The 17,335-nt window shown below is 69.7% G+C and carries 15 protein-coding genes and 1 tRNA gene; 10 read left to right on the top strand and 6 right to left on the bottom strand.

Annotated features, from left to right (window positions below):
- Positions 1-69: 69 nt before the first annotated feature.
- From AC3B5L_RS13120 to AC3B5L_RS13095, 6 genes are all read left to right on the top strand, one after another.
- Positions 70-1,350 carry an aspartate kinase gene (locus AC3B5L_RS13120; protein WP_025104257.1) on the top strand — a complete coding sequence of 427 codons (1,281 nt, stop codon included), beginning with the start codon at positions 70-72 and terminating at the stop codon, positions 1,348-1,350.
- 346 nt (positions 1,351-1,696) lie between these two features.
- Positions 1,697-2,767: an aspartate-semialdehyde dehydrogenase gene (locus tag AC3B5L_RS13115; protein ID WP_187662161.1), complete on the top strand. Its 1,071-nt coding sequence runs from the start codon at positions 1,697-1,699 to the stop codon at positions 2,765-2,767.
- A 46-nt stretch (positions 2,768-2,813) separates the two neighbouring features.
- A complete protein-coding gene (locus tag AC3B5L_RS13110; RefSeq protein WP_490095853.1) occupies positions 2,814-4,286 on the top strand; it encodes a malate:quinone oxidoreductase in 1,473 nt (490 codons plus the stop codon).
- Positions 4,287-4,295: 9 nt separating this feature from the next.
- Positions 4,296-4,949: a thymidine kinase gene (locus AC3B5L_RS13105; RefSeq protein ID WP_187662159.1), complete on the top strand. Its 654-nt coding sequence runs from the start codon at positions 4,296-4,298 to the stop codon at positions 4,947-4,949.
- A gap of 158 nt (positions 4,950-5,107) precedes the next feature.
- Positions 5,108-5,830, top strand: coding sequence for a FadR/GntR family transcriptional regulator (locus tag AC3B5L_RS13100; RefSeq protein WP_259951383.1), 723 nt, complete (start codon positions 5,108-5,110; stop codon positions 5,828-5,830).
- Positions 5,831-5,840: 10 nt separating this feature from the next.
- The gene (locus AC3B5L_RS13095; protein ID WP_259951384.1) at positions 5,841-7,118 is read left to right on the top strand and encodes an alpha-hydroxy acid oxidase; all 1,278 of its coding nucleotides are present in this window, start codon (positions 5,841-5,843) and stop codon (positions 7,116-7,118) included.
- 85 nt (positions 7,119-7,203) lie between these two features.
- On the opposite strand, the gene AC3B5L_RS13090 is transcribed toward AC3B5L_RS13095, so the two are convergent.
- The 5 genes from AC3B5L_RS13090 to AC3B5L_RS13070 all read right to left on the bottom strand — a co-directional run bounded on the left by AC3B5L_RS13090 (position 7,204) and on the right by AC3B5L_RS13070 (position 12,167).
- Positions 7,204-7,971: an HAD-IIB family hydrolase gene (locus AC3B5L_RS13090; RefSeq protein ID WP_187662156.1), complete on the bottom strand. Its 768-nt coding sequence runs from the start codon at positions 7,969-7,971 to the stop codon at positions 7,204-7,206.
- Entirely contained in the window at positions 7,968-8,444 is a 477-nt protein-coding gene (locus tag AC3B5L_RS13085) for a VanZ family protein (protein ID WP_187662155.1), read from the bottom strand. Before AC3B5L_RS13085 ends, AC3B5L_RS13090 begins: the two co-directional genes overlap by 4 nt.
- A gap of 68 nt (positions 8,445-8,512) precedes the next feature.
- A tRNA-Pro gene (locus AC3B5L_RS13080) sits at positions 8,513-8,589 on the bottom strand.
- An 84-nt stretch (positions 8,590-8,673) separates the two neighbouring features.
- Positions 8,674-9,615: a metallophosphoesterase gene (locus AC3B5L_RS13075; RefSeq protein WP_259951386.1), complete on the bottom strand. Its 942-nt coding sequence runs from the start codon at positions 9,613-9,615 to the stop codon at positions 8,674-8,676.
- On the bottom strand, positions 9,606-12,167 hold the full coding sequence (locus tag AC3B5L_RS13070; RefSeq protein WP_259951387.1) for a transglycosylase domain-containing protein: 2,562 nt from the start codon (positions 12,165-12,167) through the stop codon (positions 9,606-9,608). Before AC3B5L_RS13070 ends, AC3B5L_RS13075 begins: the two co-directional genes overlap by 10 nt.
- 89 nt (positions 12,168-12,256) lie before the next feature.
- Here AC3B5L_RS13070 and sp36 point away from each other — a divergent pair, with 89 nt between their 5' ends.
- Positions 12,257-12,481 carry a Sp36 family protein gene (gene sp36, locus AC3B5L_RS13065; RefSeq protein ID WP_060921874.1) on the top strand — a complete coding sequence of 75 codons (225 nt, stop codon included), beginning with the start codon at positions 12,257-12,259 and terminating at the stop codon, positions 12,479-12,481.
- Positions 12,478-12,936: a RidA family protein gene (locus AC3B5L_RS13060; protein WP_490095852.1), complete on the top strand. Its 459-nt coding sequence runs from the start codon at positions 12,478-12,480 to the stop codon at positions 12,934-12,936. The genes sp36 and AC3B5L_RS13060 overlap by 4 nt, the downstream gene beginning before the upstream one ends.
- A 98-nt stretch (positions 12,937-13,034) precedes the next feature.
- Here the strand turns inward: AC3B5L_RS13060 and acs are convergent, their stop codons facing one another.
- A complete protein-coding gene (gene acs, locus AC3B5L_RS13055) occupies positions 13,035-15,002 on the bottom strand; it encodes an acetate--CoA ligase (RefSeq protein WP_490095851.1) in 1,968 nt (655 codons plus the stop codon).
- 399 nt (positions 15,003-15,401) lie between these two features.
- Between acs and AC3B5L_RS13050 the strand changes: the two genes are divergently transcribed.
- Positions 15,402-16,406, top strand: a complete 1,005-nt coding sequence (locus tag AC3B5L_RS13050; RefSeq protein WP_280568348.1) for a TadA family conjugal transfer-associated ATPase — start codon at positions 15,402-15,404, stop codon at positions 16,404-16,406.
- A complete protein-coding gene (locus AC3B5L_RS13045; RefSeq protein WP_259951390.1) occupies positions 16,400-17,299 on the top strand; it encodes a type II secretion system F family protein in 900 nt (299 codons plus the stop codon). The genes AC3B5L_RS13050 and AC3B5L_RS13045 overlap by 7 nt, the downstream gene beginning before the upstream one ends.
- Positions 17,300-17,335 lie beyond the last annotated feature (36 nt).

Below are 17,335 nucleotides of genomic sequence, written 5' to 3'. Positions count from 1 at the left end.
GCGGGGCGGCATGCGCGCCGATCGTAGAATGACCGTGGGCGGATCCGCCCGACATCCCAGGGAGTGAACGTGGCCCTCATCGTGCAGAAGTACGGCGGCTCGTCCGTCGCCGACGCAGAGAGCATCAAGCGCGTCGCCAAGCGCATCGTCGACACCCGTCGCGCCGGTCACGACGTCGTCGTCGCCGTGAGCGCGATGGGCGACACGACCGATGAGCTGCTGGACCTCGCGAACGAGGTCGCGCCGATCCCTGCTCCGCGCGAGCTCGACATGCTCCTCTCCAGCGGCGAGCGGATCTCGATGGCGCTGCTGGCGATGGCGATCCACTCCATGGGCTTCGAGGCGCGGTCGTTCACCGGCAGCCAGGCCGGCATGATCACCGACTCGCAGCACGGCGCGGCGCGCATCGTCGACGTCACGCCCGTCCGGCTCCGCGAGGCGCTCGACGAGGGCGCGATCGTGATCGTCGCGGGCTTCCAGGGCTTCAACCGCGACACCCGGGACATCACCACGCTCGGCCGCGGTGGCTCCGACACGACGGCCGTCGCGCTGGCGGCCGCACTGTCCGCCGATGTCTGCGAGATCTACAGCGACGTCGACGGCATCTTCACGGCCGACCCGCGGGTGATCCCGAAGGCGCAGAAGCTCGACCACGTCTCCAGCGAGGAGATGCTGGAGCTCGCCGCCAACGGCGCCAAGGTCCTCTACATCCGTGCCGTGGAGTACGCCCGCCGGCACGGCGTCCTCATCCACGCCCGGTCGACGTTCTCGTCGGCCGAGGGCACATACGTTCTGGGCGAGGGCATGAAGAACCCTCGCGAAGCCGAGGGAGCAGTCATGGAAGAACCGATCGTCGCCGGCGTCGCCACCGACTTCAGCCAGGCCAAGATCACCGTCGCCGGGGTGCCGGACGTCCCTGGCAAGGCCGCCGAGATCTTCAAGATCGTCGCGAAGTCCGGCGCCAACGTCGACATGATCGTCCAGAACGTGTCGGCGACGGGACGCACCGACATCTCCTTCACGGTTCCCAAGGCCGACGCCGCTGCCGCGCTCAAGGCCCTCGCCGGCGAGCAGACCGAGGTCGGCTTCCAGAACCTCATCCACGACGACCAGATCGGCAAGCTGTCCGTGGTCGGCGCGGGGATGCGCACGCACTCCGGCGTCTCGGCGACCCTGTTCGAGGCCCTGTCCGCCGGCGGCATCAACATCGAGATGATCTCCACCTCGGAGATCCGCATCTCGGTCGTGCTCCGCGACACCGACCTCACCGAGGCCGCCCGCACGGTGCACACCGCCTACGGCCTCGACGGCGACGCGGAGGCCACGGTTCACGCCGGCACCGGTCGCTGACCCCCTCACGAGCTCCCTCTTCTCCCGCCACCGCAGGCTTTCGCGCCTGTTCAGGCCGTGCTGCCCACGCTCGCCTGCGCCCGCGCGCTCGCCTGTTTCCGCGGGTCTGCCTGTTCTCGCGCGCTCGCGCCACCGCAGGCTTTCGCGCCGACGCAGGCTCTGTCGCCCACGCTCGCCTGCGCCCGCGTGTCAGCGTGCTCTCGCGAGCGGCGTACGGAGGAGAGCCGAGGGGAGCGTGGCGCGATAGACTCGCGGAAACCCTGACACCGGCGCCAGGCGCAGCCTCAGCATCCCGACGCCGCGCCCGAAGCCTCGTACGCCGTACCGCACGAAGCCAAGGAACATCATGACCCGCATCTCCGAATCAGGACTCTCCGTCGCCATCGTCGGCGCCACCGGCCAGGTGGGCACCGTGATGCGCGAGATTCTCGCGGAGCGTTCGTTCCCGATCCGCGAGCTGCGGCTGTTCTCGTCGGCGCGTTCCGCCGGCACGGCGATCGAGTTCGGCGGGCAGACGGTGATCGTGGAAGACGTCGAGGCGGCCGACCCGTCGGGCATCGACATCGCCCTGTTCTCCGCCGGTGCCACCGCCAGCCGGGCATACGCGCCGCGCTTCGCCGAGGCCGGCGCCGTGGTCGTCGACAACTCCAGCGCCTGGCGCATGGACCCCGAGGTCCCGCTCGTCGTCAGCGAGGTCAACCCGCACGCGATCGACGACCGCCCCAAGGGCATCATCGCCAACCCGAACTGCACCACGATGGCCGCGATGCCGGTGCTGAAGGTCCTCGACGCCGAGGCAGGCCTCGAGCGCCTGATCGTGTCGACCTACCAGGCGGTGTCCGGCTCCGGACTCGCCGGCGCGCAGGAGCTGCTCGGCCAGGTCGAGGGCGTGCTCGCGCAGGGCGACACCCTCCGCCTGGTCCACGACGGCTCCGCGGTCGACTTCCCCGAGCCCGAGAAGTACGTCGCCCCGATCGCCTTCGACGTGATCCCGCTCGCGGGCAACCTCGTGGACGACGGGGACAACGAGACCGACGAGGAGAAGAAGCTCCGCAACGAGAGCCGGAAGATCCTCGAGCTGCCCGGCCTCCGCGTCGCCGGCACGTGCGTCCGGGTGCCGGTGTTCACGGGCCACTCGCTGTCGATCCACGCCGAGTTCTCCCGCGATCTGACGCCCGACCGCGCCAGGGAAGTGCTGAGCGCGGCGCCCGGTGTCGTGCTCGACGAGGTGCCGACCCCGCTGCAGGCCGCGGGCAAGGACCCGAGCTTCGTGGGCCGCATCCGCGCCGACCAGTCGGCTCCGGAGGGCAAGGGCCTCGTGCTCTTCATCAGCAACGACAACCTCCGCAAGGGGGCGGCGCTGAACGCGGTGCAGATCGCCGAGGTGCTCGCGGAGCGTCTCGCCCCGGTCTCCTGACGGCCGCATGGTCTGCGGTGTCCTGCCCGCGAACTAGACTGTTCGGGTGACTGAATACGTCGATGTCGTCCTGATCGGCGGTGGCATCATGAGCGCCACCCTGGGTACCCTGCTGCACGAGCTGCAGCCGGACTGGAAGATCGTCGCCTTCGAGCGGCTGTCGGACGTGGCGCAGGAGAGCTCGAATCCCTGGAACAACGCCGGGACCGGGCACGCCGCGCTGTGCGAGCTGAACTACATGCCGCAGCAGGGTGACGCGCCGCTCGACCCCGCCAAGGCGATCTCGATCAACGAGCAGTTCCAGCAGAGCCGCCAGTTCTGGTCCTCCCTCGTCGAGAAGGGCGTGCTGGACGAGCCGTCGACCTTCATCAACGCGACGCCGCACATGACGTTCGTGCGCGGCGAGAAGGACGTGGCGTACCTCAAGAAGCGTTACGAGGTGCTCAAGGAGCAGCCGCTGTTCGCGGGCATCGAGTACAGCGAGGACTCCCGCGTCATCAACCAGTGGGCGCCGCTGCTCATGCAGAAGCGCCGCAAGGGTGAGCCGTTCGCGGCCACCCGGGTGCCCGCCGGCACGGACGTCGACTTCGGTGCGCTCACGCACCAGCTCTTCGGCCACCTCCGCGACTCGGGCGTCTCGGTCCGCACGAACCACGAGGTCAAGTCGCTCACGCGTCAGAAGGACGGCACCTGGCTCATCAAGTACCGCACCACGATCGGCCGCACTCCGAACGAGATCAAGGCGAAGTTCGTGTTCGTCGGCGCGGGCGGGTGGGCGCTCAAGCTCCTGCAGAATTCCGGCATCCCCGAGATCAAGGGCTACGGCGTCTTCCCGATCGGTGGACAGTTCCTCAAGACGACCAACCCGAAGATCGTCGCGCAGCACAAGGCCAAGGTCTACTCGCAGGCCTCGGTCGGCGCCCCGCCGATGTCGGTCCCACACCTCGACACGCGTGTCGTCGACGGCGAGGCCTCGCTCATGTTCGGCCCGTTCGCGACGTTCAGCCCCAAGTTCCTCAAGAACGGGTCGATGCTCGACATCGTCACGCAGGTCCGTCCGCACAACCTCTGGCCGATGCTGCGGGTGGCTTTCGCGAACCCCGACCTCATCACGTACCTCATCAGCGAGCTGATGAAGAATCACCGCAAGAAGGTCGACAGCCTCCGCACCTTCATGCCCACCGCGAAGGACGAGGACTGGACGCTCATCGACGCCGGTCAGCGCGCCCAGGTCATGAAGAAGGACCCGAAGAAGGGCGGCGTGCTCCAGTTCGGAACCGAGGTCGTCGCGGCCGGTGACGGCTCGATCGCGGGCCTCCTCGGTGCGTCGCCCGGCGCCTCCACGGCCGTGCCGATCATGCTCGACCTGCTGAAGAAGTGCTTCCCCGGCGAGTACCCGGGCTGGGAGTCGCAGCTGCGCGAACTCATCCCCACCTTCGGCCGGAAGCTCAACGGTGACGCGGAGCTCGCGGAGGAGTCCACCACCGCCACTGCCGCCGTCCTCGGCATCAACGCCTGACCCGGGACCGTGGCGAAGCTCTACTTCCGCTACGGCGCGATGAACTCGGGCAAGTCTACCGCCCTCCTGCAGGCTGCCTACAACTATGAGGAGCGCGGCCAGCACGTGCTGCTCGCCAAGCCCGCGATCGACACCAAGGGTGCGGGGGAGATCGAGAGCCGCCTCGGGGTCACGCGTCCGGTCGACGTCCTCATCGGACCGGAAGACGACGCCCGCGCGCTCTTCGCGATCCATCGGGAGCGCATGCGTCGGTCGACGGAGGAGGAGCTCATCCCGACGGGGCCCGTCGACGTGGCCTGCCTGCTCGTCGACGAGGCGCAGTTCCTGACGCCGACCCAGATCGACGACCTCTTCCGGATCGCGGTGGAGGACGGCATCCCGGTGATGGCCTACGGGATCCGCAACGACTTCCGCACGCACGCCTTCCCCGGATCAGCCCGGCTCCTCGCCATCGCGCACTCGCTCGAGGAACTGAAGACGATCTGTCGCTGCGGGCGCAAGGCGGTGTTCAACGGCCGGGTGGTCGGCGGCCGGTTCGTGTTCGACGGCGACCAGGTCGCGATCGACGAGGGCGCCGACGGTTCTTCCTCGCCCGAACTCACGACCTACGAGTCGCTGTGCGGCACCTGCTACCTGGAGGAGTCCGGCGGCCGTCTCGGCTGATCCCACCTCCGACCCACCCCCTTCCGGTCGACCCACCCCTCTGCGCGCGTACGCAAGCGGCCGGGACGCACGAAAAGGGGTGGGTCGGCGGTGCAGCGGTCCCGCATTGCGTGGTCTGACCACACGCGCTAACCTGTGGTCTGACCACAGGAGGCGGGATGACCGAGCAGCCGGCGCGTGCATGGCGACTCGTGCTCGAGCACATCGAGCGTGATCTGCTCGACGGTCGCCTCGGCCCGGGCGACCGGCTGCCGTCCGAGCGCGACCTCGCCAGCGACCTCGGCGTCGGGCGATCGAGCGTGCGGGAGGCCTTCCGGGTGCTCGAGGTGCTCGGGCTCATCCGCACCGCGACCGGCTCCGGCCCCCAGTCGGGCGCCATCGTCATCGCCACCCCCACCGGCGGCATGTCCGCGTTCCTGCGCCTCCAGGTGGCCGCGCAGGGTTTCCCGCTCGACGACGTGGTCCGCACGCGTCTCGTGCTGGAGGACGCGGTCGTCGAGGCCATGGCCGCCGCCTCAAACCGCGACACCTCCCGGGCACACGAGCTGCTCACCGCGATGGATGACGGTGCCCTCACGCCGGCCGAGTTCCTGGCCCTCGATGCGCAGCTGCATCTCTCCCTCGCCGAGGGCAGCGGCAACACGGTCATCGCGGCGATGATGGCGGGGCTCCGTTCCTCCATCGAGTCCTACGTGCTCGCCGGGGCTGCGACCGTCGACGACTGGGATCGGATGGCCGCCCGCCTGCGCTCCGAGCACCGCGCTCTGGTCGCGGCGATCGACGACGGCGACGCCGACACCGCCCGCCGTCTCGTCCGCACCCATATCACCGGCTACTACACCGCCGCGGGTCTCACCCGTGCCATCACACCGCAGAACTGAGAGGCAGAACATGGTCCAGCGCCAGCTCCCCAACCCCGCCGAGCTGTTGGAGCTCATGAAGTTCAAGAAGCCGGAGCTCGACGGGCGCAAGCGGCGCCTCGACGCCGCGCTCACCATCGACGACCTGCGGAAGATCGCCAAGCGCCGCACGCCGAAGGCCGCCTTCGACTACACCGACGGTGCCGCCGAGGGCGAGCTGTCGCTGAGCAGAGCACGCCAGGCGTTCCAGGACGTCGAGTTCCACCCCGGGATCCTCAAGCCGGCCCCGGACGTCGACACGGCCGTCGACATCCTCGGTGGCCCCTCCGCGCTCCCGTTCGGCATCGCGCCGACCGGCTTCACCCGCCTCATGCAGACGGAGGGCGAGGTCGCGGGCGCCGGAGCCGCGGCCGCCGCGGGCATCCCGTTCACCCTGTCCACCCTCGGGACCACGTCGATCGAGGACGTCAAGGCGGCGACGATCCGGGAGCCGCAGGGGCCCGTGCCCGGTCGGAACTGGTTCCAGCTCTACGTGATGCGTGACCGCGAGATCTCCTACGAGCTCGCCCGTCGTGCCGCGTCCGCCGGCTTCGACACCCTGCAGTTCACCGTCGACACCCCGGTCGCCGGTGCCCGTCTCCGTGACAAGCGCAACGGCTTCAGCATCCCGCCGCAGCTCACGCTCGGCACGATCATCAACGCGATCCCGCGGCCGTGGTGGTGGTTCGACTTCCTGACCACCCCGAAGCTGGAGTTCGCGTCGCTGAGCACGACCGGCGGCACCGTGGGCGAGCTCCTCGACGCGGCGATGGATCCGACCATCAGCTACGACGACCTCGCCGTCATCCGCGACATCTGGCCCGGCAAGATCGTCATCAAGGGCGTGCAGAACGTCGAGGACTCCGTGCGCCTGCGCGATGCGGGCGTGGACGGCATCGTCCTGTCGAACCACGGCGGCCGTCAGCTCGACCGCGCGCCCATCCCGTTCCACCTCCTGCCCGAGGTCCGTCGTGCGGTCGGCGACGACTTCACGGTCATGATCGACACCGGGATCATGAACGGCGCCGACATCGTGGCGTCCGTCGCGCTGGGCGCCGACTTCACGCTGATCGGCCGCGCGTACCTCTACGGCCTGATGGCGGGCGGACGGCAGGGCGTCGACCGCACGATCGCCATCCTGCGCAGCGAGATCGAGCGCACGATGCGGCTGCTCGGCGTCGCGTCGCTCGCGGAGCTCGAGCCGGCCCACGTGACCCAGCTCACGCGCTTGGTGCCCGTCTCCCGCGCCGCCGGCATCGAGGTGCACTGACCCACCTGCACGGCCAGGTCACGCCTGCACGACGGACTCCGCCCTCCCGTCGTGCAGGCGTGCCGAAGTCGTGCGGGCGAGTGTGTCAGACCCGGGTGGAGAGGGTCGGCAGCAGCTCCTGCAGGCGGGCGGCCGTGTCCTCCCAGCCCTCGACGGCCACCGACGGCACTCCGAGCGCGAGGACGGGGTAGTCGTTGCCGCCCTCGTCGAGGCGGTCGCCGTAGAAGAGCATCGCGGTCAGGTCGATGCCGGTGTGGGTGGCGAGCTGCCGCATGCCGAACGCCTTGTCGATCCCCGCGCGGGTGATGTCGATCGAGGTCGAGCCGCCCGAACGCACCTCGAGGCCCGGGAGCCGTGCGGCCACGGCATCGCGGAGGGCTCCGCGCTTCGAGCCCGTCGGATCCCACGCGTGCTTCGCGTCGCGCGGCGCCTGCTGACCGAGCGCGGAGAACGTGATCTGCGAGCCGCGGTCTTCCAGGATCTCCCCCCAGGGCTCCGCCTCCCACAGTCCGAGGCGCTCCGCCTCCTCGCGCAGGGCGGTGAGGGCGGCGGTCTTCTCGTCGTCGCTCAGGTCATGCGCGTACACCGCGACGAAGTCGGTGCCGTCATGCCGCAGGTAGCGCGTGCCGCATGTCGGCAGCAGGTGCAGGCGGGCGAGCGCCTCCGGATCGGCATCCGCGAGCTGAGCGACGACCTGCGAGCGGAACTGCGCCTCGTTGCCGCCGGAGATGATCGCGACCTCCACCGACCGCAGCAGCTCACCCAGAAGCGCGGCGATCTGCGGGTCGATCGTGCCCTTGGACGGCGCGAGCGTGTCATCGAGGTCGAAGGCGACGAGAGAGGGCGATGTCATGATGCCTCCACTGTAGGTGTTCGCGGCCGGGAGGACGGTGTGGCGGCGAGCAGCGTGCAGAATATCGCGAGGACGACGCCGATGGTCGCGCCGGTGGAGTTGGCCACCACGTCGCTCACGGTCGCAGCGCGATGGGGGAGGGCGACATACTGCGCGGTCTCGATGGCGAGGGACAGCGCGGGGCCGACGAGCAGCGACAGCGGCCACGTACGACGGGGGACGAGCAGGAAGGCGAGGACGCCGACGGGGATGAAGACGGCGATGTTCGCCAGCACCTCGAGGCGCGTGAAGTCCAGGCTCGTCCAGCCGAGCCGCTGGACAGCGCGAAGCAGGAGATCGAGCAGATTGGGCATCGTCTGCTCCACGCGGGCAGGCGTGAGGGTGAGGAGGGCCACCCCGATGAGGAAGGGGAGTCCGAGGGCGACGGCCCACAGGCGCGTCGAACGTCGCGGCGGTGGCAGGAGCCTCCCCATGCGTTCCCCTCTCGCACGACATCCCGATACAGAGAAGGCCGCCCCTGCGGGCGGCCTTCTCGTGTCACTGGTCGGGGTGACAGGATTTGAACCTGCGACCTCTTCGTCCCGAACGAAGCGCGCTACCAAGCTGCGCCACACCCCGTTTTGCAACCCTCCGAGTCTACAGCGAAATGCCTCCAGCACCGAATCGAGCCCTCCCACCCGCGTGGCGGATCCGTCTCGCGGGTCAGGCGCGCGGGGTCAGGGTGAGCAGTGTCGCCTCGGGGCGGCACGCGAAGCGGACCGGCGCGTAGATCGAGTGTCCGCAGCCGGCGCTGACGTTCAGGGGTACGGAACGGTCGCCGTGCGTCCAGGTGCTGAGCCCCTTGGCCTGCTTCAGTGGGATGTCGCAGTTGGCCACGATGGCCCCGAAGCCGGGGAGGCAGACCTGCCCGCCGTGCGTGTGCCCGCCGAGGATGGCGTCCGCGCCGAGGTCGACGAAACCGTTGAGCACGCGCTGATACGGCGCGTGCGTGACTCCGAGCACCGGCGTCGCATCCGTTCGGGGGCCCAGCGCCTCGAGGGCCGCAGGCAGCACGTCCAGCCGCTCCCAGTCGCGGTGGGCGTCGTCGACGCCGAACAGGTCGACGGCGGCGCCCCGCACCGTGAGGCGCGTCGCCGTGTTGTTCAGGTCGGCCCAGCCGAGCTCGTCCGTGAAGTAGTGGTCCATCGCTGCCGTGTCGAGCAGCGTGGGCTCGCGGTGCTTCTGCGACGGTCCGGAGAAGTACCGCAGCGGATTCCGGGGGGAGGGGCCGTTGACGTCATTGGAGCCGTGCACGAACACCCCGGGAATACCGGCGAAGGGAGCGAACGCCCGGCGGATGCCCTGCAAGCCCTCTTCGTGCCCGAGGTTGTCGCCCGTGTTGACGATGAGGTCGGGCTTCAGGTCGGCCAGGGACGCGAGCCAGTCCTGCTTCCGGTGCTGCCAGGGCGCCATGTGCGCATCGGAGAGATGCAGGATGCGCAGCGGCGCCGCGCCCGTCGGAAGCGCCTCTGCCGAGACCTCCCGCACCGTGAACAGATACCGCTCGATGCCGATACCCCAGATCGCCGCGGCCACACCGACGGCCCCCACCGCGCCGAGCGCGATGAGGGCCGGGTGCGCCGCGCGGGACGCGCCTACTTGCACGACACTCGGATCGGCGTGGCCTTCGTGGCCGCGGAGTTCGCAGCGGGGGTCGTCGCGGTCACGGTCGCCCCTTCCGCGTTGCAGGATCCTTCTCGCTCGACCGTCGTGAAGCCGGCGGCGACGAGGGCGGCGTTCGCCTCGGTCGGACTCTGCCCCGTCACGTCGGGGACGGTCGCGCCCTTGCCGTTGCTGGGCGAGATCGTGATCGTGGCTCCGGCAGCCGCCTGACCGGACGGGTTCTGCTCGACGACGATGTTCGTCGCCTTGTCGCTGTCCACGGGGGCGCCCACGGAGACATCGAAACCGGCGCGCTCGAGGGTCGCGGTCGCCTCCTCGACGGTCTGCCCGACGACATCCGGCACGTCGACCCGGATCTGTCGGATGAGGTTGCCGTCCGGCTCCGGGAACTGGTCGCCGCCGTACGCCTGGTTCGCGGCATGCTGCGCGGCCCTCGCGAGGGGGTACCGCACCTCGTTGAGCAGGTGACTGCCGGTCCAGACGTTGAACACGTTGTCGTGGTTGCCGTTCGAGCGGCCGGCCCAGACCGCGGTCGCGACCTTGGTGCTGGACTCGATCATCATGGTCGACCACAGGTCGTGTGTCCCGGTCTTGCCGATCAGCGGGGTGCCGTCGAACGGGTTGGCTCGCGCGCCGGTGCCGCCGCCGGCCATGACGCCCTGCAGTGCATAGGCCGCGGTCGCCGCGACCTCCTTCGAGAGCACGCCCTCGGTGCAGGACGCCTTGGGAAGCGGACGCTCCTTGCCCTCGGCGTCGATCACCTTGTCGATGGCGCGGGGCGTGCAGTACGTGCCGCCGCTGGCGACCGTCGCGTAGGCGTTGGCCATCGCGATGGGGGAGATGTTCTTCGGGCCGAGGACGTCGTAGGGGACGTTCTCCTCCGTGACCTTCTCGCCGCTGGCCAGGGTGACGCCCATCTTGTCGGCGACCTTGTTGATGTCGCAGACGTCGAGCTTGGAGGCCATCGCGAAGTACCCGCTGTTGAGCGACTGCGCGGTGAACGTCATCGGCGTCCCCGGATAGCCGCGGCTGCGGCCGAAGTTGCCGATCTTCGCGGTGTCCGTCGACTGCGGGCTGCCGCAGACCGGGATCTGCAGATTGGTCTGCACGGTTCCGTTCAGGTTCTCCCGCACGGAGTGGCCCTTCTCGAGCCAGTCGATGAGCGTGAAGAGCTTGTAGGTCGACCCGACCTGGAAGCCGCCGGATTTGCCGTACTTCTGGTCACCGGCGAAGACGAGCGACGAGTACTGCTGGTCGGTGGTCGGGGTCTCCGAGAACTTCGTGTTCTGCGTGATGGAGAGGATGCGGCCCGTGCCGACCTCGATCGATACGCCGGCAGCGCCGAAGTACTTGTTGTCGAAGTTCGCGGGGACGACGTTGGCCATCTCCTCGGCCGCCGGGTCCTGCACGCGGAAGTCCAGCGTGGTGTAGATCTTCAGGCCACCGCGGCGCAGGAGGTCACGGCGCTCCTGGATGTCCGCACCGAACGCCTCGTCGTTCTCGACGATCGACTTCACGTACTGGCAGAAGTACGCGTTGCGGCCGGCGGCCGCGCACCCCTGGGTGGGGACCTTGATGGCGGGCTCGATCGCCGCGGCCTTCGCCTCGTCATGCTGGGCCTGGGTGATCTTGCCGTCCGTGAGCATGCGGCCGAGCACGTAGTCGCGGCGATCCTTGGCGTCCTTGTAGCCGTCCTCAGCGGAGTTGTGCGCGACGCCGTCGTCGGTCGTGTACGTTCCGCCGGGCTTGTCGATGCGGTACGTGTTCGGGTTCTGCACGATGCCGGCGAGCGTCGCCGCCTGGCCGACGGTGAGCTTCGCCGCCGACGTCGAGAAGTAGTAGCGCGCGGCGGCCTCGATCCCGTAGACCGTGCCGCCGAAGTTCGCGATGTTGAGGTACCCGAGGAGGATGTCGTTCTTCGAGTAGTCCTTCTCGATCTGGATGGCGTAGCGCATCTCCTGGAGCTTGCGCTCGATGCCGTCCACACCAGAGGCGTTGGTGGCGTCCTGCCAGCACTGCTGCAGCTCGTCCGCATACGTCTCGGAAGCCGTGTTGACGTTCTGCTCGCACTGCTGGATGCGGACGTTCTTCACGAACTGCTGGCTGATCGTCGAGGCGCCGCGGCTGGAGGTGCCCCGCACGTTGTCGACGAGGGCCTTCACGGTCGCGCCGAGGTTGACGCCGCCGTGGGTGTAGAAGTTCTTGTCCTCACTGGAGAGGATCGCGTCGTAGAGGACCGGTGCGACCTGCTCGTAGGTGACCGGCACGCGGTTCTGCTCGTAGAACGACGCCAGCACGACCGGCTTGCCCTCGGGGTTGGTCGCGTAGATCGTCGACTGCTCCATCGGGGTGTCGACCTTGAGCACCTCGGGCAGCTCATCGAAGATCGTCAGTGCCGTGGAGCCGGCGACGCCGGTCATCGCGAGGACGGGGGTGACGCTGGCGGTGACCAGCAGACCGGCGATGGCGCTCAGTCCGACGAGCCCGACGAGACCGCCGAGCACGCCCTTCACCGTGCGGTTCTTTTGGGGCATACGCTTGATCGTAGGGGAGTTCCCTGAATACCGGCTTTGACGAGCGCGGCCCGGTCTGCCCTGGACGCGCCCTGATCGACAGGAGTGCCATGACCACGTGGGAGTACCTCACCACGCCGCTGCTGATCCACAACACCGCGGCCATCCTCAACAACTGGGGCAAGCAGGGCTGGGAGCTCGTCCAAGTGGTGCAGGGCCCCGAAGGCGGTCTGGTCGCCTACTTCAAGCGCCCCGTGACGACGGACGGCTCGGCCAACGCCGGTCTCGCCGCTGCCGCCGAGGCCTCGCGCCAGTTCGAGGGAGGCCAGGCATGAGCGTCGCCGCCCGTCTCTCCGAGCTCGGCATCGAGCTGCCCGCCGTCGCCGCTCCGGTCGCCGCCTACGTGCCGGCGGTCGTGCACGGCGGACTCGTCTACACGTCGGGCCAGCTCCCGTTCGTCGACGGCGCCCTCCCCGCGACCGGCAAGGTCGGCGCGGAGGTCTCCGCAGAGGACGCGAAGGCGTACGCCAGGACGTGCGTCCTGAACGCGCTCGCCGCGGCCGCCGATGTCGCGGGCGGTGTGGATCGGATCGCCGGTGTGGTCCGCGTCGGCGGCTTCGTCGGCTCTGCGGAGGGCTTCACCGGACAGCCTGCCGTCATCAACGGCGCGAGCGAGGTGCTCGGCGAGATCTTCGGCGAGGAGGGACGGCACGCTCGCGCTGCTGTCGGCGTCGCGGAGCTCCCGCTCGGCAGCCCCGTCGAGGTCGAGGTCACGTTCCGCCTCGCGTAGTCCCCGCGCCCGGCCCGCCGAGACCCCGCGCAAACGTCGAGACCCCCTGCTGCAGACATCTGCAGCAGGGGGTCTCGACGTGAACCCGGGGTCTCGCGTTACTTGACCTGGGCGGAGATGATGCTCATCACGGCGGTGTCGGCGAGCGTCGTGGTGTCACCGACCTCGCGGCCCTCGGCGACGTCGCGCAGCAGGCGTCGCATGATCTTCCCGGAGCGGGTCTTCGGCAGCTCGCCCACGATGTACACGTCGCGGGGACGCGCGATCGCGCCGATCTGCTCGCCCACCCAGAGCCGCAGCTGCTGCGCGAGTCCGGCCGGGTCGTGGGCGGAGAGGTAGCTCTCCTTGATGATGACGAACGCCACGACCGCCTGACCGGTGGTCTCGTCCGATGCGCCGACGACAGCGGCCTCGGCGGTGGCCTCGTGTGCCACGAGGGAGGACTCGATCTCCGCGGTCGACAACCGGTGGCCGGAGACGTTCATCACGTCGTCGACCCGGCCGAGCAGCCAGAGGTCGCCGTCCTCGTCGAGGCGGGCGCCGTCGCCGGCGAAGTAGTAGCCCTTGTCCTCGAACTTCTCCCAGTACGTCTCGCGGAAGCGCTCGGGGTCGCCCCAGATGCCGCGCAGCATGCTCGGCCAGGGCTCCGTGACCACGAGGAGACCGCCGTTGCCGTTACCGACCTCGACGCCCTGCTCGTCCACCACGTCGATCGAGATGCCCGGCAGCGGCACCTGCGCGGAGCCCGGCTTCGTGGCGGTCACGCCGGGGAGGGCGGACACCATGATCGCGCCGGTCTCGGTCTGCCACCAGGTGTCGACGATGGGGGCAGTGCCGGCGCCGATGACCTCGCGGTACCACATCCACGCCTCGGGGTTGATGGGCTCTCCGACCGAGCCGAGCAGACGCAGCGACGACAGGTCGAACTTCTGCGGGACGCTCCGGCCGATCTTCATGAAGGAGCGGATCGCGGTCGGGGCCGTGTAGAAGATCGAGACCCTGTACTTCTCGATGAGCTCCCACCAGCGGCCCGGGTGCGGGGTGTCCGGGGTGCCTTCGTACAGCACCTGGGTCGCGCCGTTGGCGAGGGGTCCGTAGGTGACGTAGCTGTGTCCGGTGATCCAGCCGATGTCGGCGGTGCACCAGTAGACGTCGGTCTCCGGCTTCAGGTCGAAGACGTTCTTGTGCGAGTACGCCGCCTGGGTGAGGTAGCCGCCGGAGGTGTGCAGAATGCCCTTCGGCTTCCCCGTCGTGCCCGAGGTGTAGAGGATGAAGAGCGGGTTCTCGGACGGGAAGGCCTGGGCGGTGTGGTCGGCCGAGGCCGCGGGAACGACGTCGTGCCACCACAGGTCGCGACCGTCCGTCCACTCCACGTCGTTCTCGCCGCGCTTGACCACGAGCACGTGCTCGACGGTCTGCTGCTCGCCCTCGCCGCGGTCGGCCAGGGCCTGGTCGACCGCAGGCTTCAGCGCCGAGACGCGGCCCTTGCGGTAGCCGCCGTCCGCGGTGATGACGAGCTTGGCGCCGGCGTCGTCGATCCGGGAGCGCAGGCTGTCCGCGCTGAAGCCGCCGAAGACGACCGAGTGGATCGCGCCGACGCGGGCCACGGCGAGCATCGCGGCGATCGCCTCCGGGATCATCGGCAGGTAGATCGCGACCCGGTCGCCCTGACCGATGCCGAGCCCCTCGAGCACGTTCGCGACGCGCTTGACCTCATCGGTCAGCTCGGCGTAGGTGATGCGACGGCTGTCCCCGGGCTCGCCCTCCCAGTACAGCGCGACGCGGTCGCCGTTGCCGGCCTCGACGTGACGGTCGAGGCAGTTGTACGCGACGTTGAGCTCGCCGTCGTCGAACCACTTGGCGAAGGGCGGGTTGCTCCAATCGAGGACCTGCGTGAAGGGCTTGTGCCAGTGCACGAGCTCGCGTGACTGGTCGGCCCAGAAGCCCTCGCGGTCCGCGGCTGCGCGCTCGTAGAGCTCCTGCGAGGCGACGGATTGGGCGGCGAACTCCTCCGACGGCGCGAAGCGCCGGGTCTCGTCGAGAAGGTGATCGATCTGACTGCTCATCGGCAGGCGCTCCTTTGCGGCGTTCGGGTCATGCAGGCATGGCCGCAGGGGGGAGTGCGACCAGGTCAGGGCGAATCTATCCCCGCCCCTGACCGCCGAATACTGCCGAAAGTCGGTACTCGGATGGGTTTTGTCAGGACGGTCGCCTTGCGTACACTCGACGACAGCCGAAATCTCATTCCGGCCCTGGCGCGCCCGATTCCCCCGATCGAGAGCCGCCGTGGGCGGCATCTCATTCCCCCCGTGAGGTGCCGCCCTTTCTCATGGGAGCGCTCTCTCTGGTTCGATGCCCTCCGCCCGCTCCTCCACTGCGGGTCGGTCCGTGGGGTTGTGCACATGCTCTGTGAGCGCCCACGCACGTCCGCTGGCTGAGGTCCGCAGGCCGCCTAGCGTCGCCGTATGCCCGATCGATTCGTCATCCACCCGCGGCCCTCAGGGCCCACGGATCCGGTGCGCGCCCCGCAGGAGGCGCTCCGGAACGAGCCGGCGTTCGCTCCGCTCGCCGCCTTCCTCGACGAGGACGTCACGGACCTGTTCGTGAACGGCGCGGACACGCTGTTCGTGGACCGGGGAAGCGGCGCGGAGCGCGTGCCGTCCTGGCGCGCCACGGAGCGCGAAGTCCGTGACCTCGCCGTCGCCCTCGTGGCCCTCGGCGGCCGCCATCTCGATGACCAGACGCCGTGCGTCGATGTGCGGCTCGGTTCCGGGGTGCGCGTGCATACCGCATTGGCCCCTATCGCTGCGCAGGGCACCGCCATCTCTATCCGGGTTCCTCGCGTACACGTGGCTGACCTCGACGCCCTGGCGGAACGCGGTGCCTTCGACGCCCGGCAGCAGCGATGGCTCGGCGGACTCGTGCGCGACCGGGCGAACCTCCTCCTCACCGGGGGGACCGGAACCGGAAAGACGACGCTGCTGTCGGCGCTCCTTTCCGCCGCCCCACCCGGTGAGCGGATCGTCACCATCGAAGACGTGGCGGAGCTCAGACCCCGGCATCCGCACCACGTGGCGCTGGAGGCGCGTCAGGCCAACCTGGAAGGAGCGGGTGGGATCGATCTCGCGCGGCTGGTGCGGGAGTCCCTGCGGATGCGACCGGATCGGCTCGTGGTGGGAGAGTGCCGGGGCGAGGAGGTACGAGAACTCCTCACTGCTCTCAACACCGGACACGACGGCGGGGCCGGCACACTGCACGCGAGCGGCCTGGCCGACGTGCCGGCGCGGCTGGAGGCGCTGGGAGCGCTCGCCGGTATGGACGCGGTGGCCCTCGGGCGTCAGGCGGTGAGCGCGTTCACCATGGTGCTCCATCTCGAGCGGGCGCCGGGCGGGACGCGGCGACTCGCGAAGGCCGGCCGGCTCGTGATGGCGGCGGATCGTCTCGCGATCGAGGAGGTGCAGCCGTGGTGAGGCTCGTCGCGCACGCACCGTCGGCGGAGCAGGGATCCGACGTCGCCGATTCCGTGCAGACGCTCGCGGTGCTGCTCCAGGCCGGCGCGGTCCCGCTCGTCGCCTGGCGTCATCTGGCGAGCACCGGAGACCCGGTGGCCGTGGCGGTGCTGGCACGAACGGAAAAGGGTGTGTCGTTGGTCTCCGCGATCGAGGAGCAGGGCGGGATGTGGACGGAGTTGGCGGCGGCGTGGGAGATCGCCACCACCGTCGGGGCCCCACTGGCCGATGTGCTGCGCTCGATCGCCGAGGCTCTGCGCGACGCCGCATCCGCGGCTGACGACGTGCGGGTCGCGCTCGCCGAGCCTGCGGGCACGGCGCGCCTGCTGCTCTGGATGCCGTTGGTCGGTCTGCTGCTCGGCGTCGCGCTGGGATTCGACGCCTGGGGCGTCATCGTCGGGAACCCTCTGGGGGCCGCCTGCGTCGTCACCGGTCTGGTGTTCGTCGTCCTCGCCCGGCTCTGGACGCAGGCTCTGCTGCGCCGCGCGCGGCCGCAGCCGGGGACCCCGGGGATGGCTGCGGAGCTCGTGGGGGTGGCGTTGGCGGGAGGCGCACCGATCGACCGCGCTGTCGAACTGGTGGCAGAGACGAGGGTGGTCGATGCGGCCGGACGCGACCGTGTGCAAGAGGTGCTCGATCTCTCCCGTGCGGCCGGCGTCCCCGCCGTCGAGCTCCTCCGCGCGACCGCGGCGCAGGACCGGCACCGGGCACGGATCCACGGTCGTCTTCGCGCTGCTCGGCTCTCCACGCGCCTGCTGCTTCCGCTCGGCGTCTGCACACTGCCGGCGTTCCTCCTGCTCGGCGTGGCACCGCTGCTGCTCAGCGTGTTCGCCGCCACACCGCTGCCGACCTGACGACCCCCTCCACACCGATGAAGAAAGAGGTACCAA

It is taken from the genome of Microbacterium sp. C-MGS6, assembly GCF_058140415.1.
Note: the sequence above shows the minus strand (reverse complement) of the source record. Positions and strands in the feature narration are given on the sequence as shown.